This is a genomic window from Corynebacterium nuruki S6-4 (assembly GCF_007970465.1).
GTDB classification, from domain to species: Bacteria; Actinomycetota; Actinomycetes; order Mycobacteriales; family Mycobacteriaceae; genus Corynebacterium; species Corynebacterium nuruki.
In genome coordinates this window covers 97726-122682 of record NZ_CP042429.1, presented here as the reverse complement: position 1 = coordinate 122682, position 24957 = coordinate 97726, and the positions used below count along the sequence as shown (strand labels likewise).

Sequence of the window (24957 nt, the reverse complement as noted above, 5' to 3'; positions counted from 1 at the left end):
GAGCAACACTGACCACCACTGACCTGGGAGGAGACGTCCGTGCCGGACAACTACACCCGCTCCGAGCTCGACACCCCGTCGACCGGACGCCGCCGTCGGTTCTTCTCGATGAACGCGGACGCCATCGGCGTCGGCGCAGAGAAAGTCGCCCGCTTCCTGGGTACCGGCAGGTATCTCATGTGGCAGACGGTGATCGTCGTCGTCTGGATCGCCCTCAACGTCGGCGGCCTGTGGTGGAGCTGGGACCCGTACCCGTTCATCCTGCTGAACCTGGCGTTCTCCACCCAGGCCGCCTACGCGGCCCCCCTGATCCTGCTGGCGCAGAACCGGCAGGATGACCGGGACCGGGTCTCCCTCAACGAGGACCGCCGACGGGCGGCGGAGACGAAGGCGGACACCGAGTTCCTCGCCCGCGAACTCGCCGGGGTCCGCATCGCGGTCGGTGAGACGGTCACCCGGGACTATCTGCGGCACGAACTCGACGATCTCACCGACCTGCTCAACCGCATCGAGGACAAGCTGGAGGATCAGCGGCACGAACACCGGACCCCGGAGACCGGTGCCCGGCTCGACAGCAACCTCGACGGCAGCCGGGACGGTTCTGAGGGGTAACATCGGCGACGATGTCTACAGTCACTGAATCTGCTGTCCGCAGCGCACTGGATGCGGTCGAGGATCCGGAGCTCAACCGCCCGATCACCGACCTCGGGATGGTGAAATCCATCGACATCGACGGCGCCGACGTGGCCGTCGAGATCTACCTCACCATCGCGGGCTGCCCCATGAAATCCACCCTGACCGAGCGGACGAAATCCGCGACCGAGTCGGTCGACGGCGTCGGCTCCGTCACGGTCACCACCGACGTCATGACCGATGAGCAGCGCCGCGAGCTGCGCATGAAGGTCCGGGGGTCCACCACCGAACCGGTCATCCCCTTCGCCCAGCCGGACTCGACCACCCGGGTCTACGCGGTCGCGTCCGGGAAGGGCGGGGTCGGCAAGTCCTCGACGACCGTCAACCTCGCAGTCGCGCTCGCGCAGCGCGGTCTGCATGTCGGCATCGTCGACGCGGACATCTACGGGCACTCGGTGCCCCGCATGATGGGGTCGGAGGCCCGGCCGAACCAGGTCGACGACATGATCATCCCGCCGCAGGCGCACGGTGTGAAGATGATCTCCATCGGTCACTTCCTCGACGGCAACGCCCCGGTCATCTGGCGTGGCCCGATGCTGCACCGAGCCATCCAGCAGTTCCTCGCGGACGTGTTCTGGGGCGACCTGGACATCCTGCTGCTCGATCTCCCGCCGGGAACCGGGGACGTGGCGATCTCGGTCGCCCAGCTCGTGCCCAATGCCGAGCTGCTCATCGTGACCACCCCGCAGGCCGCGGCCGCGGAGGTCGCGGAGCGCGCCGGTTCCATCTCCCAGCAGACCCGGCAGCGTATCGCCGGGGTCATCGAGAACATGAGCTGGATGGAGATGCCCGACGGCAGCCGGATGGAGATCTTCGGTTCCGGTGGTGGCCAGGTCGTCGCCGACCGGCTCAGCCAGATCACCGGCTCGACGGTTCCGCTGCTGGCCCAGATCCCGCTCGATCCCGATCTGCGGATCGGCGGCGATGTCGGTAACCCGATCGCGATCTCCGAGCCGCAGTCCCCCGCGGGCTCGGCACTCGGTGCCCTCGCCGACCACCTCAAGACCCGGCGGAATTCGCTGGCGGGCCGGTCGCTGAACCTCGGCGTGACCCCGAACTGAGGGGCCACCCGCTCCTACAGATGTCGGGTTCACGAACCCGGGTGTCGTCCGGGGACAGAATCCGCCCTGCCGGTTCGTTCCGCGGGCATCGTGTTCATGCGGCCCCGGAGAATGTACAACCACAGGCCGTCGTCACTAGAGGGCGTCGTCGAAGTCGGACCCGGCGCTCCAGTCCCGGCTCGTGCCCACGTCCTGCTGCTGCGGCAGCTCGACGCGGGCCTCGTCGTCCGTGCCCTGATCCCCTGTCCGGTCCGCCGGCCCGGCAGGTTCCGTTCCGGCGGCTGCGGCTGTACCCGCCGTCGTCGTGGCGGGGTCGGCCGGTGCCGTCGCAGGCTGTTCAGACTGCTCTGACTGTGACGGCTGCTCCTGCCGTTCCGGCTGCGACGACCGTTCCGGCTGCGATGTCTCCCGGGCATCGCTCCCGGACTGTCCCGCGTCGCGTCCCCTCCCCCGCGCGGCATCGGACACCGACCGTGCGGACGACTCCAGATCGGTGAGGAAGGAATCGTCGCCGTCGAGCAGGGTCTTGGTGATGAGTCCCTTCGCCCCCATCTGGCGCACGTCGTTGAGCTGGGACAACGGCTTCCGGAATTCGTCGAAGTCGTCACCGAATTCCTCGTCGAGTTCCTTGCGTGCCGTCGCGACGGCGTCCCGCGCCGCCTTGATCATCGCCCGGACATCCGTGATCAACCGGGGGAGCCGCTCCGGGCCGATGACGATGATGCCCACGATGACGACGACGAGGACCTCGCCCCAACCGATGCTCGAGAACAACGCTGCACTTCCTCTTCTGGCTGTCCGCTGAAGGTCCACCCGCCGCGCACGGGGCGGGGACGGGTGGACGGTACCCGGGTATCTTACCGCCGGCCGTGGTAGCGCGGCGACCTGCGCAGTGTCCGGCGCACCGCACCACCCACCCGGGCGACGACGGACTCAGGACGCCGCCGCCCGTCGACACCGACCCGGTCACTGTCCCCCGGGTCCGGACTGTCTCCCCCACCGTCAGCACAGGTTTCCGGGATGCCGGCGAGCCGGGCACGGAGCCCACCGGGCGCGTGGATGCCGCCGAGGGCCGTTTCCGCCGCCCCCCGCAGGCGTTGGGCGGCCTGCCGCTGTTCCCGGACCTCGGCCCGGCACTCGGGACAGCTGACAAGGTGGACCTTCGCCCGGTTCTCGGCGCCCCTGCTCAGCTCGCCGTCGACCAGTGCCGCCGTCACCTCCGGAGTGAGATGTCCCACGGCCGTCAACCGGAACTTCTCCGCCACCGTGCTCTCCTCGTTCTCTGTGTGGGTCCCCGCCGTCCGCGGTACCCCGTCCATCCCGACAATACTGCCGGAGACGGCGCCGGGTCGGTCACAGCGGACGGACGTAGCTGAGCTCCCCCGCGGACCGGTCGAGGCTGGCCCGCAGCTGCGTCCGCGCCCGGTGGATCCGTGACCGGACCGTGCCGAGCTTGAGCCCCAGCGTCTCGCCGATCTCCTCGTAGGTCATGTCGAAACCGTCGCAGAGGACGACGGCGACCCGGAATTCCGGGGACAGGCCTTCCAGGGCCCGCTGCAGTGCCGGATCGAGGTTGTTGAACTCGAAGACCCGTTCCGGTCCCGGATCCTCCCCGGCGACCCGCTCGTAGTCCTCCGGCAGTGCCTCCATCCGCACGGTCGCGCGGTGCCGGACCAGGTCGAGATAGAGGTTCGTGGTGATGCGGTGCAGCCAGCCGGCGAAGGTGCCCGGCCGGTAGGACTTCAGGGAGCGGAATGCCCGCATGAACGTGTCCTGGGTGAGGTCCTCGGCATCCTGCCGGTTGCCGCTGAGGCTGTAGGCGAGCCGGTAGACACTGTCGGCGTGCTCGTCGACCAGGTCCCCCCAGCTCGGCATCGCCCCTTCGCCGCGGTCGAACGCATCGGTCTGCCGCTCCGTCACCGGGCCCGGTCGGGCGGGGGTCGAACTCGCGCTGCTCATGGTTCTCCATTCTGGAGTGCCGGGGTTGGCGCAGCATCCGGTACCGCTGGACATTCCCTGGCAAGGAGGTCTCGGGAGGGCCTCGGGGACGTCTCACGACGACGGCACCGTCACCGGTATGCTTCTCGTCCCGAAATATACACGTCGAACGGGCTGAACGGAACCCCCGAACATACTGAGATGTAACCTCACTACCCCCACCAGTCACATACGTTTCAGATTGGGTCTCCCCTGCCCGCCACCCCGGTGAGTCTTCCACCACCGCCCCGACGACCGGCCTATCCTGGCTGCGTGAATGTCAATACAGGTTCCGCTCTCGACGCCGTCCGCGCCTACGTCGATGCCACGGCCGTCGTCGACGATCCGCTCGCCGAGGCCCGCACCGCCGCCGACGAATACGGCCTGCTCACCCCCGACGCCATGACCGGTGAGCTGCTCAGTTTCCTCGCCGCCCGGGCCGCGTCCGGCGCCACCGGCGGCGAACAGCCGACGGCCGTGGTGATGTCACCTGCCGCCGGTGTGACCGGCCTGTACCTCTTCGCCGGCTTCGGGGAGGACGGGGGCAGAAACCGCGGTCACGTCACCTGCATCGACCCGGAGGCCGCCCACCAGCATCTCGCCCGGCAGGCGTTCGCCGCCGCAGAAATCCGGCCCAGCGCCTTCCGGTTCCTTCCCTCGTCACCGCTCGAGGGCGTGACGCGACTCGCCGTCGACGCCTACGACATCGTCGTCTCCGACTGTCCTGTGGAGCTCGTCGCCGCGACCGTGGACGCCGCGCTGCCGGCCCTGCGTCCCGGCGGCATCCTCGTCCTCCTCGACTCACTGCTCGACGGCACCGCCGCCGATCCGGCCCGCACCGACCGCGAGACGACCGCCGTGCGCGAGACCCAGCAGCAGCTCCGGGACCGGACGGACCTGGCCCTGGCACGCCTCCCGCTCGGCGCCGGTGCCACCCTGGTGACCAAGCTGGCCGCCTGACGGCCGCACTGTGACGGGGCCGTGACTGCACCGTGGCTGTACCGTGGCCGTACCGTGACCCGGCCGCGGCCGCGCGGCACCGACTGTCACAGGGCCACGTGCTAACGTCTCCCCGGTGGATTCCATCACCGACTTCTTCCACGACATCACCGATGTCGAACACATCGTCGCCAGCTTCGGCCTGATCGGTATCGCGATCGTGCTGTTCGCGGAGACCGGCCTGCTCATCGGCTTTTTCCTGCCCGGCGACTCACTGCTCTTCGTCGCCGGACTGTTCACCGGTGGTGACAACCCGTTCACCCCGCTGTGGCTGCTGCTGCTCGTCGCCAGCATCGCCGCCGTGGTCGGCGACCAGACGGGGTACCAGATCGGCCGGTGGGCGGGCCCGCCGATCCTCCGGTCGCGCGCCGCACGCATCATCGGACAGGAACGCATCGACAAGGCCCACGAGTTCTTCGAGACCCGTGGCCCCTACGCGGTGATCCTCGCCCGGTTCGTCCCCATCATCCGGACCATCGTCCCGGTTCTCGCCGGCGTCAGCCGGATGTCGCGGCGCCGGTTCATCCCGTACAACATCATCGGCGGCATCGCCTGGGCCTGCATCATTCCGGTGGCGGGCTACTTCCTCGGGTCCATCCAGTTCATCCGCGACAACGTGGACGCCATCATCATCGTCATCGTGCTCCTCACGATCATCCCGATCGCTTTCGAATGGTGGCGCGGTCGCCGGAATGTGCGCAACAGCAGTGACACAGGCACCACCGCCACCACAGACACCACCGGTACCGGTGCCGGCGCACCTCTCGCCGTCGACGACCCCACCGACTGAGCCGCCGCTGGTATACAGGGAGAACGTGAACAGATTCCGCCCTGAACTCCACGTCACCGCCGAAACCGGCGTGCTCGAGGCCCCCGCCGGCGCCGTGCGGCGGGGCAGCACCCTCCACGTCTTCCACCAGTTCCGCCCGGTCCCGCAGGCCGGTGCCCGTTGGGCCCACCAGACGGCCACGGGCATCCCCTACGGCTGGGACGTCTGCGACGACATCATCGCCCCCCGGGGCGACGAGGCAGACTGTCTCGCCGGCTCCGCCGTCGTCGTCGACGACAGTGCGGTGGAACTGTTCTTCGTCGCCACCGACGGCGATCTCGCCACGGCACTGCCCCACAACCGCCGGGGCGACCGCACCTTCCGGATCGAGCGGGCGCTGATCCCGGACCTCGCGGAGATCACCGCCGAGATCTCGGACGATCCCTCCGTCGTCGCCCCGCAGGTCCGCCGGCTCGGCCCGGTCGACATCGACGACACCGCCCACCCGGTCGGCCCGCTGGTCACCCCCTCGGTCATCCGCCGCGGTACCGGCTGGCTCATGCTCGCCCTGTCACTCGACGATGACGAGGACGCCCACATCGTCGTCCTCACCTCCCCGGACCGGCAGTCCTGGACGGTCGACGGCCCGCTCGACGTCGTCGGCCGGTCCGACCTGCCCACCGGCCGTCCGTTCGCCCCGCGCATCGTTCCGCTCACCGACACCGCCACCGGGGAACCCCGTGACGTCCTGTTCGTGACGTACCCCGACGGTGACGGTGAAACCGCCGGTTATCTTGTCGGCTCCCTCGACGGGTGCCGTTTCACGGTCTCCGCCCCCTACCAGGTCCTCGACCACGGCCTCGACTTCACCCGGCCGCGGGTCACCCAGTCCGCCGGGCAGGATGCCCCGGTCCTCGTCGGTCTCGTCGGGACCTTCCCCACCGCCGCAGAGACGGAGGGCGGTACCTGGGCGAACTGCCTGTCCGTGCCGCGCTACCTCACCCTCCACGACGGGCACCTCTACCAGGATGTCCGCGGGCTGCCCCGGGCCGTGCGCTCCTACACCGACCGTGCGGCCGTCCTCACCGCACAACTCGACGTCAGCCACGGGTCGGTGACCGTCACGGCCGTCGACGACGCAGAGGACGTGCTGCTGCGTGTCGTCCACACCGGGGACGCCGTCACCGTGACCCGTCCCGGCCCCGACGGAGAGATGACCCGGTCCGCGACACTGGCCGACGCCGACAGTGACACGCTCACCGTCCTCGTCGACGGGCCGGTGTGCGAGGTCTTCGCCGACGGCGGTCTGGTCTCACTGACCTCCGCTCTCCCGGTGCAGCCGGACGGGCACCGCTTCGCCGGATTCCGGGTGGACGCGGCCGACGGCGCCCGGGTACTGACGTCGATGGAGTCGCTCGGGCGGAGCCTGGAGCGCCGTCTCGCCGCACTCGACGATCCCGCGGAGCAGGAACGCCTCATCCACGAGGCCGCCCGGGCCGACGGTGAACTCCGCGCCGGACGCTAGGTGTACTTCCCGGGGAGCGTGTCGTCCAGGAATCGGACCCGCCCCGGCCCCGACACCGGACCTGTTGTCCGCGGAACGAACCGACAGGTCGAATTTTCCGTCGCCGGACAGCACCTGGGCTCGTGACCCCGACATCGGCAGGCGCCGACCGCCCCCTCGGCTCGTGACCCCGACACCGACGGCGGCGTCCACGGCCTCCCCGGCACACCGGAACGCCTCATCCACGGGGGCCGCCCGGGCCGACGGTGGACTCCGCGCCCGACGCTAGCTGCGGGCCAGGCGGGGATCCCGGCCGAGCCGGGTGATCTTCGCCCGCGCGGTGACCTCCATCGTCGCCGGCAGTGTCGCGATCCGCTCAGCCAGCACGTCGGGGTGGATGTGGCGGGCCGAGGGGCTCATCCCGATCTGCGCGGCGATCGAGGCCTGGTCCAGGTTCATGGTGAACTCCACGGTCTCCGGTTCCCCGACCGGGACGAGGTGACCGGAGGCCTGGGAGATCATGCGCTCGACCTTGCCCTCCTCCACATCGATGATGCCGAGCGGGGCACGCAGCTCCGCCAGGTGCCCGGCGTCCGCGGTGAGGACGACCACCTGACCGTGCTCGGTGAGGATGCGGGCGAACTCGGCGGCGTTCCGGGGCGCGAAGATGACGGTGACCGCGTCCACACTGTTGTCGAGCAGCGGCAGACGGGACCAGGCGTCCGCGACAACCGCGCCCACCCGCGGGTGGCAGTGCGCCAGCCGCTTGGCGGCCGGGACTGAGACATCGATGCCCACCCCACGGGAGCCGGGGACACTGTCGAGGGTGTGGGACAGGTAGTAGCCGGTCCCCGCCCCGATCTCGACGATGGCGGGGTGGGCGTCATCGGCCACGCCCGCATCGTCGAGCACGTCGGCGACATTCTCACTGACGGCCTCGACGAAGGGGGCGAAATGGCCGCCGGACAGGAAGGTCTCCCGGGCGGAGATCATCTCGGCGTCGTCGCCGCTGTAGCGCAGCCCGGCCCCGCCGGCCAGGGTGACGTAGCCCTGACGGGCGACATCGTAGCTGTGGCCGGAATCCGAGACGAGCGTGCGCCAGTCGCCTCCCTCGGACACGTCACCCGCATGCAGCGGACTTCCGTCGACCGGATCGGCGAGCAGGTCAATGACGTCAGAGAGCACGGCACCGTTCTTTCACTGGAAGAGGTCAGTTCCGCAACCACTCTACTAGAGTGCGCGCCCCGAACCCCGTGATGCCCTCGTCACACTCTCCGGCGGTACGGCAGGACAGTGCCGGCCCGGTGGTGTCGAGGTGGATGAAGCCGGTACCTGCGGCGAACCGGCGCAGATACAGTGCCCCGGTGACCACGTCCGGTCCGGGCGGGACGAGGAGCAGGTCGGCGTCCGGCGCCGTCACCGCCGCATCGAGGTGGTCGGGTGCCGGCAACGGCCACCACCGCTCCCCCACCTTCGCCCCGCGCAGGGCGAGTCGTCGGGCGAGTGCCGGGTCTCCGGTGACGACGGCCCCGGTCCGGTCGCCGAGGGCCACCCGGGTCGCCGCGGACAGCGGGCCCACCGTGATGACCTGCGTGGGCCGGTAGCGGTGCACCGCCCACGCGACGGTGTCCGCCAGCGGCAGCCGCTGTGTCACCTCGGCACGCCGCGCCGGATTACCCCGGACGTTCACCCGCGTGACCAGGCCGTTGATGTGACGGACGAACTCGTCGGGCCGACCGGGCCGGACCTCCACCGCAGCGGTCGACGGACCGGTGACCGGCACCAGTCCGACGACCTTGCGGGACGCCCCCAGCTCGGCGAGCGCCCGGACCGCGGCAGGCACCGTCGCGCCCCCGACGAGGACGGTGTCCGGTCGGGCGTCGGTGAGTTCACCACCGGCGGCGTCCGGGTCCCACACCAGTTCCAGGAGCGCGGCCTCCCCCTCGCCGAGTGGGGTCTCCCGGTCGGCGGCCTCACCGGCGGCGGCGGACAGCAGCCCGGTGAACCCCTTGCGCTGCAGCCAGCCGGCGCCGTGCAGTTTCGCCCGGGTCCCCGGCAGGTCACCCAGGACCGCCTTCGCGGTCCGGCGCCACCAGGCCGGCGTCGCAGCGGACGCCGGCACCGCACCGAGATCGCGGGCACAGGCCGTCGCCGCACCGAGGACGGTTCCGGTGCGCACGGCTTTGCGCACCTCCCCCTCGCCCAGCGTCGTCGCGGAGATGTCGATGTGCACGGCCTGCAGGACCGGGTGGCGCCCGGTCCGCCGGGCGCCGGCGACATCGAGGACGTGGCCGCCGAGGCACAGCCCGGTCACCAGCCCGCGCAGCGACCGCCGGGCCGTGTCCGCCGGCACCGCGACCTGCACCAGGTGCCGTTTCGCCCGCACCGGGTGGACGGCGACGAGTTCGCTGAGCCGCCGGGCGAGCCGGGCTCCCGCGGTGAGCCAGCCGTCGTCGAGGATGTGGGGCTCCTCCGCCGGGTCGACCAGGTCGGTCAACGGGGCGGGGTGGTCGGGGACGGTGATCTCCCAGACGCCGTCGGCGCCCCGGACCGGCCCGGTCAGCGCCGGTTCAGCAGCCGGTCCAGCGGCCGGTCCAGCGGCCGGCGCTGGAGCCGTCCGCCCGGCGTCACCGGGGTGGACGATCCGGCAGTCGATGACCTCGGACCCGGTCCGGGTGCCGCCGACGGTGACCGTGGGGACCGGCTGCGGGAGTGTCAGGAGATCACTGTGGTCACTCACGGTCGTCGTCACTGTCCTCGAGCAAGCGACGTTCCAGGTCGATCAGTTCCCGGCGCAGTTCGTGCCGCCGGCGGCGGAGTTCCTCGGCGCGGCCCCGGTGCGCGGCCACGCAGTGGGCGACCGCCTCCTGCGGGTCATCCGTGACGATGAACAGGTCAGGGTCCCCTTCGGCGATCATCCCGTCGTCGATGAGCCGGGCCCGGATCCACTCGGTCATGCCACCCCAGTAGTCGGTCCCGATGAGGACGATGGGGAACTGCCGGACTTTCCCGGTCTGCACGAGGACGAGGGCCTCGAACAGTTCGTCCAGGGTGCCGAAGCCGCCGGGCAGGGCGATGAAGGCCTGGGAGTACTTGAGGAACATCGTCTTGCGGACGAAGAAGTAGCGGAAGTTCAGGCCGAGGTTCACCCAGGCGTTGATGCTCTGTTCGTGGGGCAGCTCGATGCCCAGCCCGATCGACAGGCCACCGGCCTCCGCACAGCCCCGGTTCGCCGCCTCCATCAGGCCGGGGCCGCCGCCGGTGATCACGGCGTACCCGGCCTCGTGCAGGGCGGCACCGAGCTCCACCCCGGCGCGGTAGTAGTCACTGTCCCGGTCGACGCGGGCCGATCCCCACACCGTCACGGCCTTCGGGATCTCCGCGAGGGCACCGAAGCCCTCGACGAACTCCGACTGGATCCGCATCACCCGCCAGGGATCGGTGTGCAGCCAGTCGGCGTTCGGCTGTTCATCGAGCAGCCGTTGGTCGGTGGTGGATGTCGGCGCGAACCGCAGTGCCTCACCGCGGCGCATCACCGGGCCCTGGTGGACAAAGGCGGCGGTCTCGTCGTGGTTGTCGTGCTGCGGTCGGATGGGTGCCATCGGTGTGCGGATCCTTTCCGGTCAGTCTGTCGTGGGGGTCGGGGCGGACGTGGTCGGTGGGGTGGTGAGGTAGCGCAGCAGCTGGTCGCTGACGGTGTCGATCATCTCCACCGGGCAGTTCTCCTGCGGGGTGTGGCAGAGGCCGGGGTCGCCGGGACCGAAGTTGACCGCCGGGATCCCGAGGGCGGCGAACCGGGCGACGTCGGTCCAGCCGTACTTCGCGCGGACCCGGCCGCCCGTGGCCTCGACGAGTGCGGCGGCGACCGGCTGGTGCAGTCCCGGCAGGGCGGCCGGGGACAGGTCGTCGATCCCGATGCTGAACCCCTCGGCCGGGTGTTCCGGGGTCCCCACGCCGAGAACCTCCAGGGTGTGCGCGAGCGCCTCCTCCGCCGACCGGTCGGGGGCGAAGCGGAAGTTGACGAACAGCCAGGCCTCGTCCGGGATGGTGTTCGTCGCCACGCCGGATTCCAGGTGGACGATGTTCATCCCCTCCCGGTACACGCAGCCGTCGATGTCGACGTCCCGGGGGTCGTAGGCGGCGATCCGGGCGATGACCGGTGACAGCCGGTGGGCGGCATTGTCACCGAGCCAGGCCCGGGCCGAATGCGCCCGGGTGCCGTGCGCGGTGACCCGCAGCCGCAGGGTGCCCTGGCAGCCCGCCTCGATGACGGCCCCGGAGGGTTCCCCGAGCAGGGCGACGTCGCCGGCGAGCAGGTCGGGGCGGCTCTCCGCCAGCGCCTTGAGGCCGTTGTAGCGGGAGGCGACCTCCTCCCCGTCGTAGAGGACGAGGGTGAGGTCACTGACCAGGTCGTCGCCGGCGGCCAGGGTGACGAAGGCGTGGAGGTAGACCGCGTCCCCCGACTTCATGTCCACGGAGCCGAGGCCGTGGATGCAGTCCACGCCGTCGGCGTCCGGCCCCCGGTGTGAGGGCAGGTTGTCGGCGGGCGGGACCGTGTCGATGTGCCCGGCGAGCACCACCCGGGACGGAAGGCCACGACGGGTACGGGCGAGGACCGTGTTGCCGTGGCGTTCGACCTCCACCCGCCCGGGGGTGGTCGCCGGGTCCGCCGCGAAGTCGCGCAGGGCGTGCTCCAGGGCGTCCGCGATCGGTGTCTCCTCGTGGGATGTGCTGGGGATGTCCACCAGCTGCCGGGTCAGGTCGACCGGCGGGGCGCTCAGATCAAGGGTGTACTCACTCATCGCCGTTCAGTGTAGTGCCACCAGCGGTGACTCACCTGACAGGCGCTGTGGGAAGATGAGGTCCATGACAGCTTCCAAGAGCGATGAACAGCGGGACCTCGGGCACGGCCTGAAAACCCGGCATCTGACCATGATGGGCCTGGGATCCGCCGTCGGCGCCGGACTCTTCCTCGGAACCGGTGTGGGCATCAAGGCCGCGGGACCCGCGGTCCTCATCTCCTACATCGTCGCCGGCATCGTCGTCGTGTTCGTCATGCGGATGCTCGGCGAGCTCGCCGCCGCCCGCCCCGCCTCCGGCACCTTCGCCACCTACGCCCGTCAGGCCTTCGGCGGTTGGGCAGGGTTCTCGCTCGGCTGGCTCTACTGGTTCATGCTCATCATGGTGATGGGCACCGAGATCACCGGCGCCGGCGCGATCATGGGCAAGTGGTTCGGGGTCGACGGCTGGATCCCCGGCCTCGTCTGTGTCGTCCTGTTCACCGTCGTGAACCTGTTCGCGGTGCGGGGCTTCGGTGAGTTCGAGTACTGGTTCTCCTTCGTCAAGGTCGCCGTCATCTTCGCGTTCCTCGTCATCGGTGTGCTGCTCATCTTCGGCTGGCTACCCGGTCACGAGGCCGTCGGCACCGACAACCTCACCCCGTTCGCCCCGGAGGGTGTCTCCGGGATCTCCGCGGGTCTGCTCGCCGTCGCCTTCGCGTTCGGCGGTATCGAGATCGTGACGATCGCCGCCGCCGAGTCGGAGAAGCCCAGCCAGGCCATCACCTCGGCGGTCCGCGCCGTCGTCTGGCGCATCATGCTGTTCTACCTGGGTTCCGTCGCCGTGATCACCACGCTGATCAACTACACCGACCTCGCCGACGAGGAGGACGCCTCCAACTCGCCGTTCACCCGCGTGCTCAGCATGGCCGACGTGCCCGCGATCGTCGGGATCATGGAGATCGTCATCGTCCTGGCGCTGCTCTCGGCGTTCAACGCCCAGATCTACGCGACCTCGCGCCTGATGTACTCCTTCGCCTGGCAGGGCAACGCCCCAAAGTTCTTCCGCAAGCTGTCCTCGCAGCGGGTGCCGATCGCCGCGGTGGCCTGCTCGCTGGTCTTCGCCTTCATCTCCGTCGGTCTGCAGATCTGGGGTCCGACGGACCTGATCAACATCCTGTTCAACGCGGTCGGTGGTTCACTGCTGGTCATCTGGGTGATGATCGTGCTCTCCGAGCTGAAGCTGCGCCCGCAGCTCGCGGCCGAGGGGTCGCTGAAACTGCGGATGTGGGGGTGGCCGGTGCTGCCGGTCCTCACTCTCGTCGCCCTGGCGGCGCTGACGATCCTCATGCTCTTCGACGACTCGGCCCGCCAGCAGGTCATCACGGTGGTCATCGCCTTCGGTCTGCTCTGCGCGCTGGGCACCTATGTCACCCGGCACCACGACGCCTCCGATCAGGACGCCCTGCGTGACCGTTCCGGGGAGACCGCGGGCCAGTAGGTCGCGGCACCCCGGTAGACTTCCCGGCATGACTGCCGCTTACGGAACCGGAATTGCGACCCTGACCGCCGACCAGACCGTCCTCGACGTCTGGTACCCCGAGTTCGGGCTGGGGGACGCGCCCTCCTCCCCCACCGATCTCAGCCATCTCGAGAGCGAGGACGCCGACCGGGGCGTCCACCGTCGGGTCGTGCACACCACCATCGCCGACCTCGACACCCCGCCCGCCGACGCCGCCGACGCCTACCTGCGCCTCCACCTCATCTCCGGCCGCGTGCTGCCGCCCCACGGCTGCAACCTCGACGGCCTCTTCGGCACCCTCACCAACGTGGTGTGGACCAACTTCGGCCCCTGCGAGGTCACCGGCTTCGAGGCCACCCGCGCGAAGCTGCTGGCCCGCGGCCCGGTGACCGTGTACTCGGTCGACAAGTTCCCCCGCATGGTCGACTACGTCGTCCCGACCGGGGTGCGTATCGGCGACGCGGACCGGGTGCGGCTCGGCGCCCACCTGGCCGAGGGCACCACGGTCATGCACGAGGGCTTCGTGAACTTCAACGCCGGTACCCTGGGTTCCTCGATGGTCGAGGGCCGGATCTCCGGCGGTGTCGTCGTCGACGACGGCTCCGATGTCGGCGGCGGTGCGTCGATCATGGGCACCCTGTCCGGGGGCGGCAAGGAGGTCATCTCCATCGGGAAGCGTTGCCTGCTCGGTGCGAACTCCGGTGTCGGTATCTCGCTCGGTGATGACTGTGTGGTCGAGGCCGGACTCTACGTCACCTTCGGTACCAAGGTCCTCGTCGACGGTGAGCCGGTGAAGGCCGCGCGACTGTCCGGTGTGCCGAACCTGCTCTTCCGACGGAACTCGGTCACCGGTGCCGTCGAGGCGGTGCCGCGCGCCGCCGGGTCCGTGGAGCTCAACGAGGCGCTCCACAAGAACTAGCTGTACTTCCCGGGGAACTCGTGGACGGCGCCGTCGGGTTCACGAACCCAGGTGTCGACCGGCCCCTGCGGATGTCGGGTTCACGAACCCGGGTGCCGTCCAGAGACAGGAAAAACGACCCGTCGGTTCGTTCCGTGAACGTCGGGGTCGGTGTCAGGTTCAGGGGTCGGGGCCCTTGTCGGGTCCGGGGGCACGTCGGGGACACGCGTCCTCCCCGCCGCCGGACACCACCGGACCCCCGTGCGCGGCTCCCCCGCTGTTACGCGAGTGTCCGAAGCCGCTCCGCCGCCGCAGCGATGTCCGCGTCAGTGGCGGTCAGTCCGATGCGCACGTGCTTCTCCCCCGCCGGACCGTAGAACTCACCCGGGGCGACGAGGATGCCGAGTGCGGCGAATCGGTCGACGGTCTCGCGGCAGGGCCGGTCCTCGGTCGCCCAGAGGTACAGGCCGGCCTCGGAGTGGTCGATCCGCAGGCCGGCGTCCCGCACCGCGGCGGCGAGGACCTCCCGGCGGCGACGGTACCGCTCCTTCTGCAGCGTCTCCTGGTCGTCATCGTCGTAGGCGGCGGCGGAGGCCGCCTGGATCGGGCCGGGCATCATCAGTCCGGCGTTCTTCCGCACGCTCAACGCCTCGGCGATCAACGCCGGGTCACCGGCGAGGAATCCGGATCGGTAGGACGCCATGTTCGAGGTCTTCGACAGCGAGTGGACCGCGATGAGGTTCGTGTGGTCACCGTCGCAGACCCGGGGGTCGAGGATGGAGACCGGGGCGTCCTCCGGGGTCTCGTTCCAGCCGAGGCCGAGGTAGCACTCGTCGGAGACGACGATGACATCGCGGGCCCGGGCGTACTCCACGAACTTCCGCAGGTGGTCGATGCCGAGCACCTTGCCGTGCGGGTTCGCCGGGGAGTTGAGGAAGATCATCGCCGGGACCTGCGGGCCGAGCTTGAGCAGCGAGTCACTGCGCAGCACGTCCGCCCCGGCGAGCTTCGCGGCCACCTCGTAGGTCGGGTAGGCGAGCTCCGGGATGACCACGGTCTGCCCGGGGACGACCCCGAGGATGAACGGCAGCCAGGCGATGGCCTCCTTGGTGCCCACCACCGGGAGGATCCCGTCCCCGGCCACACCGGTGACGCCGTAGCGGCGTTCCAGTGCGGCGAGGATCGCCGTCCGCAGTTCCGGGGTGCCGACGGTCTGCGGATAGCCGGGTTCACCCGCGTGGTCCATCAGCGCGAGCCGGATCGACGGGGCGACCTCGTCGACCGGGGTGCCGACCGACAGGTCGATCATCCCGTCCGGACAGGACGCCGCGGTCTGCTTCGCCCCCTGCAGCGAATCCCACGGGAAGTCGGGGAGCTCGGTCGACAGGGTACGTCGCTTCGGCACGGTCATGTGATGGTCCTTTACCTTGATCCTGAGATGCTGGGGTGCTGGGATGCTCGGGTGTTGCCGCTCAGTCCTGGTTCTGGGGCGGCAGGTTCTTGATGCCGTCGACATCGAAGTCCTGCGGGCCGAGCTTCGCGGCTCCGCCCGGGTCACCGAGGTCGTCGAAGAATGCGGCGTTGAAGTCGATGTAGTCCTCCCACTCGTCGGGGAGATCGTCCTCGTAGAAGATCGCCTCGGTCGGGCACACGGGCTCGCAGGCGCCGCAGTCCACGCATTCGTCGGGGTGGATATAGAGTGTCCGCTTGCCTTCGTAGATGCAGTCGACCGGGCATTCCTCCACGCACGCCCTGTCCATCACGTCCACGCACGGCTGCGCGATCACGTAGGTCATCTCGTCGTCACTTTCTGGTCAGTCATCAGGTTTTCTCTGTCGCGCTGTCTTCGCGCTGCTCGTCACTGCAGTCGGTTCGAATCTTCTCACTTGAGCCGCAGCAGCGCCCAACCGCCCCCGGCCAGACCGGCGGGGAGCAGCAGGAGCGTCCACAGCGAGCTGCCGAGGATGGTGTCCCCGCCCAGGCCCGGCAGGGCCGGCCAGAACACGAGGATGAGGTACCCCGCCAGCCAGACCCACAGCGGGATCGCGGCGATCCGGCGGTCACCGGTCCACAGCAGGGCGGTTCTCGTCAGCACCCAGTTGAACAGGGGCGCGGCGAGCACCGGCCACGGGACCGGGACGGACGTGTCGCCGATACTGATCCGGGAGCCCAGGTAGAGCGCGGCGATCAGCAGCGAGACGACGGCGCCGACGGACAGCCAGGTGATGCCTGCGATGCGTTCACCGCGGGAGGTGTCCTCCCTGACCTGACTGCGCTCCGGGTCGCCCCAGTGGGGTTCCACGTCCATCCCGTCACCTCCGATCCACGAGTAGACAGTCTAGTCTGTCCAGTGTCTCCCGGGAAAGTCCGGACGTCGCACCGAACTCCTCCCCGACCATGTAGCTCTCCGTGCCCGTCAGCGGCTGGACGATGCGGTTCGACAGGCAGAACACCGTCGGGGATCCGGCCGCGGACGACCGGGCCTCGCCGATCACGTCGGTGACCGCGCCGTCCGCCACCCACAGCTGGGTGGCGTGGGCGGCCATCGCCGCCTGCTTCGCCGCCACGTCACCGGGTTCGCCGACGACCCGGCCGTCGACCCCGGCCGCGGGTACCGAGGCGAGTTCGCCGGGCTCCGGCAGGCGCCAACCGGCCGGAACGCCGGTCGCGCCGGCTGCACCGGTCACCGCAGCGAGGCCGTCGTCGAGGACCTCGCGTTCGGTCACGCACCACAGGATCCGGGCCGGGGTCCGCTCCCCCGCCGCGGCGGACGCCCGGACCGCCGCGTGGGTGATCTCGTGGGCCCGGACGTGGTCCGGGTGCCCGTAGCCGCCGTCCGGGCCGTAGGTCACCACGACATCGGGACGAAGTTGTGCGAACTCCGCGACGAGCGCGTCCACCGCCGCCTGCCCGGAGCGTACGAAGGCCCGGGGATGCCCGGCGGCCGGGGTACCCGCCATCCCCGAGTCCCGCCAGCGGGTGACGCCGCCGAGGAAACGGGGGCGGGTGATGCCGGTGGCGGCGTCCCGGTTGACCCCGAGCGCCGTCAGCGCCCGCTGCAGCTCGGCGATCCGGTAGCCGCCGAGGATGTCGGCCCGGTCCGCGACCAGATCGGCGTACTTGTCACCGATCACCTCGCCTTCCTCACCGAGCGTGCAGGTCACCACCGTGACCTCCGCGCCACGACGCGACCAGGCGGCCAGTGCCAGCCCGGTCCACAGTGATTCATCGTCCGGGTGCGCGTGTACCGCGACAATCCGGACACCCTCGAGATCTCTCACCTGTTGTTCTCCTCCGGTTCCTGTGTACTCTGCCGGCTTCCGCCGGCCGGTGTCCTGGTCCATTCACCCGCACTGAGGAACGGCCCGGTCTCCCGGCCCATGGGCCAGTCCGCCAGTCCGTCCCCCGGCCCGGTCACCCCGTCGACCGCGACCACCAGGCGGTCATCCATCAGCGGGAGTTCGACGGCGGATCCGCCCGCCAGTTCCCGGACCCGGGCGATCGTCGCCGGGACCGCCGCACTGTCGGCGTCGGCGTCAGCGGCATCAGCGGCTGCAGCGTCCAGCAGGCCGTCGATCTCCGGATCGCACAGGCCGCTGAGGTTCGACGCGCGCCCGCCACCGTCCCGCGCCGGTCGTCCGGGGTCGTTCGGTTCCGTCGTTTCTCCGGAGGCCGGTGCCGGGGTCGTCGGTTCAGAGGACGTCGGCTCAGAGGACGACGGCGCAGAGCTCGGCGTGCTCGACGGTCGGGTGGGGCGCCCCGACGACGACGGCAGCGGCGTCGCCGGGTCGCTGACCTGCCGGACGGCGGGATCGCAGCCGAAGTGGCTGCGCAGGTCGGAGAGCGTCTCCTCCTCGTCCTGCCAGGCCACGACGGCATCGACCTCGCCCCGCGGCAGGAAGGTCCCGTAGAGGTCGGCGGCGGCGGGGGTGACGACCTGGGCGGGGATGCCTGCGGACACCAGCTGGTCGACGACCCGACGGGCGGCCTCCACCGCTGTCCGGTCCGATTCCTCGGCGCCGATGCGCAGCGGGGCAACCCCGCTCTCCGGGCTCTCCGGGCTTTCCGGGGCTGCGCCGCCCGCCGGCTCCGGGGAACGGTCGCGGGTCCCCGCCGCGGACGGCAGTGGTGCCGGGGCTGTGGCGTCCGGTGATCCGGAGACGGTCCGGGCGACGGCACCGGCGTCGACCGCCGCGAGGACCCCGGCCCGGCGGGACTCCCCCGCAAGCAGCGGGGACGTCGTGTTCAACGCCAGCGTCAGATTCGCGCGGCGTCCGGTGGTCCGGGTCGTGACCCCGGGGACCGAACCGAGGGATTCCGCGGTCACCGCACCGCGCCGCGTCGCGACGAGCTGGAGTTGTCCGGTCCGCAGCATCTGCGCCGCCGTCGCATCGTCGGGGACGACGGTGAGCACGATACTGTCGGTCCGGGCCGGGGTATCGCCCCAGAACCGGTCGTTGCGGGCCAGCTGCACCGTCCCCCGGCCGGCGTCGAAACCGCGCACCGCGTACTGCGCGGCGGACGCCGCCGGCTTGCCCTCCATCATCGTGGCGAACGGCCGGTTCTCCGCCCGGTAGATATGGCTCGGCAGCAGGTCGGCGAACAGATCGTGCCAGTCCGGCTGGGGGCCGGAGAAGGTGACGTCCACCGTCCGCCCGCCGGCGGAGACCGCGAGATCCTTCACGCTCGCGTAGAGCGCCTGGTCGAGGACGCCGGGCTGGGTGGTGATCTGGTCACGCAGGTACTCGAAGTCGGATCCGGTGACCGGCGTCCCGTCCGACCACTGCGCCGCGCCGCTGATGCGGTACCGGACCGCCGTGGGGGCGTCCCGGTCGCCGGCGGTGACCTCGGCGGCGTCGAGCAGGTCCGTGTTGAGGTCCGTGCGGCCGCCCTCCCGGGCGGTGAACGCGCTGGGCAGGGTCAGCGCCGCAATGACCGACGTGGCCAGCGACTGCGATCCGATGAGGTGCGGGTTGCTGTCGGCCGGCACCGTGTCCACACCGGCCGTGACCGTCCGCAGCTCATCGGGCACGGCCCCGCGGGTCGTGCTGCGGGGTGCGGCACTCGAGGCGTCCGAGGGGTCCTCGACGGTCGGGGCGTCCCCCGGATTCGCCTGGCAGCCGGCGAGCGTCAGCGCGGCGACGGTCCCGAACGCCAGCACAGAAGGGAGCCGCCGGGTGCGGCTTCGCAGCTCCACGTCCGACGGCTCCCTTCATCCCGGTACCCCGGGTGATCAGTTCTTGTTACGGGCCTTCAGGCGGGAGTTCGCGCGGGCCCGGTCACTGGCGCTCAAGATTACCTTGCGCACGCGGATGATGTCCGGCGCGACCTCGACGCACTCGTCGGTGCCGCAGAACTCCATCGCCTCGTCCAGGGAGAGGGTGCGGGCCTTGGCCAGCGTCACGGTGGCGTCCGCGGTCGCGGAACGCATGTTCGTGAGCTTCTTCTCCTTGGTGACGTTGACGTCCATGTCGTCGTCACGGTTGTTCTGGCCGACGACCATGCCCTCGTAGGTCTCGGCGCCCGGCTCGACGAAGAAGTCGCCGCGGTCGGCGAGCTGGGTCAGCGCGTAGGCGGTGACCTGACCGGTCCGGTCGGCGACCAGCGAACCGTTCGGACGGTCCTTGATCTCGCCGGCCCACGGCTCGTAGCCGGCCGAGTAGTTGTTGGCGATACCGGTACCGCGGGTCTCCGTCATGAAGATCGTGCGGAATCCGATGAGGCCACGGGCCGGGACGGTGAAGTTCATGCGGACCCAGCCGGTGCCGGCGTTGTCCATGGACTCCATCCGGCCCTTGCGGGCCGCCATGAGCTGGGTGACGGCACCGAGGTGCTCCTCCGGCACGTCGATGACCATGTGCTCGTAGGGCTCCTCGAGCTTGCCGTCGACGGTCCGGGTGACCACCTGCGGCTTACCGACGGTCAGCTCGAAGCCCTCGCGACGCATGGTCTCGACGAGGACGGACAGCGCCATCTCGCCACGACCCTGGACCTCCCAGGCGTCCGGACGCTCGGTCGGCAGGACCCTGAGGGAGACGTTACCGATGAGCTCCTGGTCGAGACGCGCCTTGACCAGACGGGCGGTGACCTTGTCGCCACCGTTGCGGCCCGCGGTCGGGGAGGTGTTCACACCGATGGTCACGGAGATCGCGGGCTCGTCGACGGTGATGCGCGGCATGGCGACCGGGTGCTCCGGGTCGGCGAGGGTGTCGCCGATCATGATGTCCTCGATGCCCGAGACGGCGGCGATGTCACCGGCGATGACCTCGTCGGCGGGGACCCGGTCCACGCCGACGGTGCGCAGCAGCTCGGCGATCTTCACCGTCTTGGTGTGGATCTCACCGTTCTCGTCGTAGTGCATCCAGGCGACCTGCTGGCCCTTGTGCAGGGAACCGGCGAAGATACGGACCAGGGCGATACGGCCGAGGAAGTTGGACGAGTCGAGGTTGGTGACGTGGGCCTGCAGCGGTGCGTCGTGCTCGGCGGAGGGCTCCGGGAGCACGTTGTAGAGGACGTCGAACAGAGGCTGGAGGTCCGGCGAGTCCGGCACGTTGCCGTTGCCGGGGTTCTCGGTGGAGGCCTTGCCCTCGCGGCCGGAGGTGTAGAGCACCGGCAGGTCGAGGAGGGTCTCGGCGGCCTCGGCGGCCTCCGGGTCATCAAGGGAGGCGGCGAGCTCGAGGAGCAGGTCCTGGGACTCGGCGACGACCTCGTCGATGCGGGCGTCCGGGCGGTCGGTCTTGTTCACGCAGATGATGACCGGCATCTTGGCCTCGAGGGCCTTGCCGAGCACGAAGCGGGTCTGCGGCAGCGGCCCCTCGGAGGCGTCCACGAGGAGCACCACACCGTCGACCATGGACAGGGCGCGCTCGACCTCGCCACCGAAGTCGGCGTGACCCGGGGTGTCGATGACGTTGATGACGAGATCGTCGCCGTTCTTGCCCTGGCCGACCCGCCGGATGGCGGTGTTCTTGGCCAGGATGGTGATCCCCTTCTCCTTCTCCAGGTCGCCGGAGTCCATGACCCGGTCCTGGACCTCCGCGTGGGGGTCGAAGACGCCCGACTGGCGCAGCATGGCGTCGACGAGGGTGGTCTTGCCGTGGTCGACGTGCGCGACGATGGCAACATTGCGGAATTCAGTCAGTGACACAGATCCAGGTCTTCCTTAAGTAGTTCTCGGGGGTCCGGCGAAAAAGGGACGAACGACAGTACAGCGTACCCGGTGACGGTCGTTTTTCTCTCATCACGCCGCTGCAGCCCCGGAAGCTGTGTTACTGTCGTTACCAAAGTGACTCATGTTGTAGATGAGCAATGAGAGGTTCGTTGTGTCGCACCACCGCCTGAAGACCGCCGCGGTCGCTGCCGTCACCGCCGTGGCGGTGCCCGTGGTCACCGTGCCCAGCGTCGCCAACGCGACCGACCCGGTCGGCACCTACACCAGCCCCGTCGACGAACTCGGACGCCCCACCCCACCGGTGCTCGACAAGATGCAGACCTTCGCCGACCAGCCGAGCATGCCCGACGACATCAGGTCCACGATCGACGCCCTCGTCGGCTTCTTCCGCGGCGGCGGCGAGCCCGGCGCCGACATGCCGGTCGACGGACCCGCCTTCACCCAGTTCGGATGGCCCTCCGTCGCCGAACGCTGCATCGGCGGCGCCCAGAGCGCGGTCGGCACCACCTCCGCCGTTCCCGGCCCCGCCGCACTTCCCCTGCCCGGCGTGGGCGCCGGCCAGATCTCCTTCGTCTTCACCGCCCTGGGCACCGGCCCGGTCGCCGGACAGCAGGAGCAGCCCATGACCGTCCACTGGGTCAACATCGACGACGGACGCATGGGTTCCACGCCGCTGACGTTCACCGGCATCAACCCCGACGGTCCCGGAACCCTCGACGGCACCGCCGACACCGGCCCCGGCACCGTCCTGGCCGTCCTCGAGGGCGGGGTGACGACCGACGAGCCCGCCGGACCGGCGAACTGTCTGTTCTCCCCCACGGTCGGCCTCATCAACGTCGGCTGACCGGGGACGGACACACCATGGGCGACCTCCACCGGCCCAAGACCGAGTCCTTCGACATCCCGGGCGGGACCAATACGGACCCGAAGGGGTTCGTCAGGTCCGTCGACCGCTGGGATTCACTCCCCGGTGCGCTCTACATGGCCCGGCCCGCCGACCATCCCCGGTTCGGTTATCTCGAGAGCTGGCTGATCCCGGCACTCACCCTGCGCGTGAACCGTTTCCACTTCCGCAACGGTTCCGGCCACGGCCCCTGGCCCGGCCAGGAGCTCTACGTCGACATCGCGGACGTCGTCCCCGGCAGCGGCGACGGACGTGGGGGAACGCCCGGCTCACCGTGGACGACCACGGACCTGTACGTCGATCTCGTCACCTACGCCCACGGCCACTGGGAACTCCTCGACCTCGACGAGCTCGGCGACGCCCTCGCCGCCGGCTTTCTGGACGCCACCACCGGCTCTCGGGCACTGACCGCCTCCCAACGGCTGGTCACCGGGATGATCGACGCCGGCGGTGTGGAACCGTGGCTCGCCACTGAGGGCTATCCGCTGTCGTGGGCCGACCCCGCCTCCGTCACGCTCGCGCCACCCGAAAAGTAACCCCTGTTTCACCTGACGTTTTACGTCATATATCCTGTGAATATGCTCATTTCGTTGGCGATACAGTTTCGCGGTCGTCGACGCCGGTGACATCGCACTGCCCGTCCGCACCACCGGTCCCGGCCGGCGCCCGACGCCCATCAGGAGAACCCATGACGTTCCGTAAGCCTCTCGTCCTCGCCGCAGCACTGGCTGCCTCGATCTCCCTCGCCGCCTGCGGCGGGGATGACGACAGTTCCCCGTCCACCACCGCCACGACGACCTCCGCCACCACGTCGGCGAGCAAGACCTCGACCACCAGTTCCAAGGCCCCCAAGGACCGGGACCGGGGCGAACGCCCCGGCGACGGCCACAACCAGCCCGGTGAGCCGGGCGAGCCCGGTAAGCCCGGTGAACCCGGCGGCAACGGTGGCGGGAACCACCCCGGTGAGCCCGACGGCGACCACGGTAACGGTGGTGGAGAAAACGGCGGCGGCGACCACAACGGAGGTGGCGACAACGGCGACACCCCGGAGAATCCCGAGAACCCCGTCGACGGTGACGACAACGGCGACGGAGGCACCACTGAAGAACCGTCCACGCCCCCGGTGCCGCCAGTAAAGCGGCTCTTCGCGTTCTAGAGTGCGTTGATCCGGTCCTGCAGCTGACCTGAGTGGATCAGTGACCTCAGGATGTAGTGGTTCAGGTTTCTGAACCCCAGGGCGATGCCGCGCAGATGCTCCAGCCGTCCATTGATCGCCTCCACCGGCCCGTTGGTCGCGCCAAGGTCGAAGTACGCGAGGATGTCGGCCCGTCGGCGCCACAGGGTCCGTCCAAGCTGTGCCAACTCCTCCAGCCCCGCGGGTAGACCCTGACGCAGAGCGTCGATCACCCTGGACATCAACTTCTTGCCCCGTGACTTGTCCGGGTGGCCGTACGCGGCGATGACGTCCTGGTAGAACTCCCAGGTCACCTGCAACGCTACGTAGTCGTCGTCGGTGTCCCACAGCAGATCCAGACGTTGTTTCTGCCGGTCGGTGAGGAAGTTCGTCCTTGTCAGCAGCGCCCGGCGGTGCTTGTACAACGGATCGTCCTTCCTCCCCCGCCGCCCGGTGGTTTCGCGCTGCAGGCGTTGCCGACACCCCGTCAGCTTCTCGGCGGCCAGGTGGACGACATGGAACGGGTCCATGACCTTCCTCGCCGCTGGTAGATCGTGGTCGACGGCGGTGGCGTAACCGGCGAATCCGTCCATCGTCACGACCTGTACCCCGGCCCGGAACTGCGGGTCACGTTCACGAAGCCAGGTCCGCAGAACCTCTGCGCTGCGGCCCGGCCGCATGTCGATCAGACGGGCCGGACCCGCCCCGTCGACCAGTGGGGTCAGGTCCACCAGGACGGTGACCATTGAGGACGGCTCGCCGGGCCGGCGGGTGTGCTTCCAGACATGCTCATCGACTCCGAGGATCCGTACTCCGGCCAGGTGCGACGGGTCGGCGTAGACGAGGTTCCGGGTGGCGGTGACGGCGACCTTGTTGACCAATTCCCAGCCCACGCCGAGGGCCTTGGCGGTTGCCGCGACACTCATCCGGTCGATGGCAAGGCGCTGGAGGATCCAGCGGGTCACCCGACGGGTCAGCGTGGCTCCATCGTCGGCGCACGGCAGGGAGGTCTGGAAGATCTTCCTGCTGCACGTGGGGTTGGTGCAGGTGAAGCGCGGTACCCGGACGTGCAGGCGAGTGGGGAACCCGACGACCGGCAGGTCGACGAGTCGACGTCGGACGTGGTCCCGCTTCGCCCCAGGCATCGCGCAGTCCGGGCAGGAATCGGCGACTGCCAGCGGGGCAGCGTCGATGATGGTGAGTGTGCCGGCGTCGGCAGCACCGGTGATCGTCAGTCCGAGTTCCGCAGTGCGGCAGATGGTGTCGGCGACGAGGTTGCCAGTAGGGTGCACGATAGGGTCCTGGTTCGGTCAGATGAAGGTGTGGTAACTCTCATCTTGTACCGGCCAGGGCCTCTGTATGTTGTGCCACCCCGGGTCCTCGTCGACCCCGCCCGAACGTCAGCTACGCACTCTCAACCGCGAAGAGCCAGTAAAGCCTGGCGACGAGTGCAGCGCACTCGCAGCCAACACGGGCGACACCGCCACTGCGGCTGACGGCTCAACCC

24 protein-coding genes are annotated in these 24957 nt (G+C 69.8%); 10 read left to right on the top strand and 14 right to left on the bottom strand.

The window, feature by feature from the left end:
• Positions 1–39 precede the first annotated feature (39 nt).
• Entirely contained in the window at positions 40–612 is a 573-nt protein-coding gene (locus FSW06_RS00630; RefSeq protein WP_010119292.1) for a DUF1003 domain-containing protein, read from the top strand.
• Positions 613–623: 11 nt separating this feature from the next.
• Positions 624–1754, top strand: coding sequence for an Mrp/NBP35 family ATP-binding protein (locus tag FSW06_RS00625; RefSeq protein ID WP_010119293.1), 1131 nt, complete (start codon positions 624–626; stop codon positions 1752–1754).
• 135 nt (positions 1755–1889) lie between these two features.
• Here the strand turns inward: FSW06_RS00625 and tatB are convergent, their stop codons facing one another.
• From tatB to sigE, 3 genes are all read right to left on the bottom strand, one after another.
• On the bottom strand, positions 1890–2528 hold the full coding sequence (tatB, locus tag FSW06_RS15010) for a Sec-independent protein translocase protein TatB (RefSeq protein ID WP_010119294.1): 639 nt from the start codon (positions 2526–2528) through the stop codon (positions 1890–1892).
• 83 nt (positions 2529–2611) lie between these two features.
• Complete coding sequence (locus FSW06_RS00615; RefSeq protein WP_010119295.1) at positions 2612–3019, bottom strand: anti-sigma factor family protein; 408 nt, start codon at positions 3017–3019, stop codon at positions 2612–2614.
• Between the two features lie 88 nt (positions 3020–3107).
• Positions 3108–3713 carry an RNA polymerase sigma factor SigE gene (gene sigE, locus FSW06_RS00610; RefSeq protein ID WP_010119296.1) on the bottom strand — a complete coding sequence of 202 codons (606 nt, stop codon included), beginning with the start codon at positions 3711–3713 and terminating at the stop codon, positions 3108–3110.
• 291 nt (positions 3714–4004) lie between these two features.
• On the opposite strand from sigE, the gene FSW06_RS00605 reads away from it, so the two are divergent.
• From FSW06_RS00605 to FSW06_RS00595, 3 genes are all read left to right on the top strand, one after another.
• Entirely contained in the window at positions 4005–4691 is a 687-nt protein-coding gene (locus FSW06_RS00605; protein WP_010119297.1) for an O-methyltransferase, read from the top strand.
• Positions 4692–4806: 115 nt separating this feature from the next.
• Positions 4807–5520 carry a DedA family protein gene (locus FSW06_RS00600; protein WP_010119298.1) on the top strand — a complete coding sequence of 238 codons (714 nt, stop codon included), beginning with the start codon at positions 4807–4809 and terminating at the stop codon, positions 5518–5520.
• Between the two features lie 25 nt (positions 5521–5545).
• A complete protein-coding gene (locus tag FSW06_RS00595) occupies positions 5546–7024 on the top strand; it encodes a glycoside hydrolase family 32 protein (protein ID WP_010119299.1) in 1479 nt (492 codons plus the stop codon).
• Between the two features lie 264 nt (positions 7025–7288).
• Here the strand turns inward: FSW06_RS00595 and FSW06_RS00590 are convergent, their stop codons facing one another.
• The 4 genes from FSW06_RS00590 to dapE are packed head-to-tail and all read right to left on the bottom strand — an operon-like array spanning position 7289 to position 11805.
• Positions 7289–8188 carry a methyltransferase domain-containing protein gene (locus FSW06_RS00590; protein ID WP_010119300.1) on the bottom strand — a complete coding sequence of 300 codons (900 nt, stop codon included), beginning with the start codon at positions 8186–8188 and terminating at the stop codon, positions 7289–7291.
• 25 nt (positions 8189–8213) lie between these two features.
• Positions 8214–9743 (bottom strand): M17 family metallopeptidase, encoded by a 1530-nt coding sequence (locus FSW06_RS00585; RefSeq protein ID WP_010119301.1) that lies wholly within the window; start codon positions 9741–9743, stop codon positions 8214–8216.
• Positions 9736–10605, bottom strand: a complete 870-nt coding sequence (locus tag FSW06_RS00580; RefSeq protein WP_010119302.1) for an LOG family protein — start codon at positions 10603–10605, stop codon at positions 9736–9738. Before FSW06_RS00580 ends, FSW06_RS00585 begins: the two co-directional genes overlap by 8 nt.
• A 21-nt stretch (positions 10606–10626) precedes the next feature.
• Positions 10627–11805 carry a succinyl-diaminopimelate desuccinylase gene (dapE, locus tag FSW06_RS00575; RefSeq protein WP_010119303.1) on the bottom strand — a complete coding sequence of 393 codons (1179 nt, stop codon included), beginning with the start codon at positions 11803–11805 and terminating at the stop codon, positions 10627–10629.
• A gap of 64 nt (positions 11806–11869) precedes the next feature.
• Between dapE and FSW06_RS00570 the strand changes: the two genes are divergently transcribed.
• Positions 11870–13282 (top strand): amino acid permease, encoded by a 1413-nt coding sequence (locus FSW06_RS00570; RefSeq protein WP_010119304.1) that lies wholly within the window; start codon positions 11870–11872, stop codon positions 13280–13282.
• A 28-nt stretch (positions 13283–13310) separates the two neighbouring features.
• Positions 13311–14222 carry a 2,3,4,5-tetrahydropyridine-2,6-dicarboxylate N-succinyltransferase gene (gene dapD / locus FSW06_RS00565; RefSeq protein WP_010119305.1) on the top strand — a complete coding sequence of 304 codons (912 nt, stop codon included), beginning with the start codon at positions 13311–13313 and terminating at the stop codon, positions 14220–14222.
• A 259-nt stretch (positions 14223–14481) separates the two neighbouring features.
• Here the strand turns inward: dapD and dapC are convergent, their stop codons facing one another.
• The 6 genes from dapC to typA form a co-directional block, all read right to left on the bottom strand.
• Positions 14482–15612, bottom strand: a complete 1131-nt coding sequence (gene dapC / locus FSW06_RS00560) for a succinyldiaminopimelate transaminase (protein ID WP_010119306.1) — start codon at positions 15610–15612, stop codon at positions 14482–14484.
• Between the two features lie 61 nt (positions 15613–15673).
• Entirely contained in the window at positions 15674–15997 is a 324-nt protein-coding gene (gene fdxA / locus FSW06_RS00555; RefSeq protein ID WP_010119307.1) for a ferredoxin, read from the bottom strand.
• 86 nt (positions 15998–16083) lie between these two features.
• Entirely contained in the window at positions 16084–16509 is a 426-nt protein-coding gene (locus tag FSW06_RS00550; RefSeq protein WP_010119308.1) for a hypothetical protein, read from the bottom strand.
• Positions 16510–16513: 4 nt separating this feature from the next.
• Entirely contained in the window at positions 16514–17482 is a 969-nt protein-coding gene (mshB, locus tag FSW06_RS00545; RefSeq protein ID WP_010119309.1) for an N-acetyl-1-D-myo-inositol-2-amino-2-deoxy-alpha-D-glucopyranoside deacetylase, read from the bottom strand.
• On the bottom strand, positions 17479–19398 hold the full coding sequence (locus FSW06_RS00540; RefSeq protein WP_139024401.1) for an ABC transporter family substrate-binding protein: 1920 nt from the start codon (positions 19396–19398) through the stop codon (positions 17479–17481). The genes mshB and FSW06_RS00540 overlap by 4 nt, the downstream gene beginning before the upstream one ends.
• Before the next feature lie 36 nt (positions 19399–19434).
• Positions 19435–21348 (bottom strand): translational GTPase TypA, encoded by a 1914-nt coding sequence (typA, locus tag FSW06_RS00535; RefSeq protein ID WP_010119311.1) that lies wholly within the window; start codon positions 21346–21348, stop codon positions 19435–19437.
• 154 nt (positions 21349–21502) lie between these two features.
• Between typA and FSW06_RS00530 the strand changes: the two genes are divergently transcribed.
• From FSW06_RS00530 to FSW06_RS00520, 3 genes are all read left to right on the top strand, one after another.
• Positions 21503–22216: an Rv1157c family protein gene (locus FSW06_RS00530; protein ID WP_029449041.1), complete on the top strand. Its 714-nt coding sequence runs from the start codon at positions 21503–21505 to the stop codon at positions 22214–22216.
• A gap of 17 nt (positions 22217–22233) precedes the next feature.
• Positions 22234–22812 (top strand): DUF402 domain-containing protein, encoded by a 579-nt coding sequence (locus FSW06_RS00525; protein WP_010119313.1) that lies wholly within the window; start codon positions 22234–22236, stop codon positions 22810–22812.
• 152 nt (positions 22813–22964) lie between these two features.
• Positions 22965–23432, top strand: coding sequence for a hypothetical protein (locus FSW06_RS00520; RefSeq protein ID WP_146881281.1), 468 nt, complete (start codon positions 22965–22967; stop codon positions 23430–23432).
• Here the strand turns inward: FSW06_RS00520 and FSW06_RS00515 are convergent.
• Complete coding sequence (locus tag FSW06_RS00515) at positions 23429–24742, bottom strand: ISL3 family transposase (protein ID WP_010122905.1); 1314 nt, start codon at positions 24740–24742, stop codon at positions 23429–23431. The genes FSW06_RS00520 and FSW06_RS00515 overlap by 4 nt on opposite strands.
• Positions 24743–24957 lie beyond the last annotated feature (215 nt).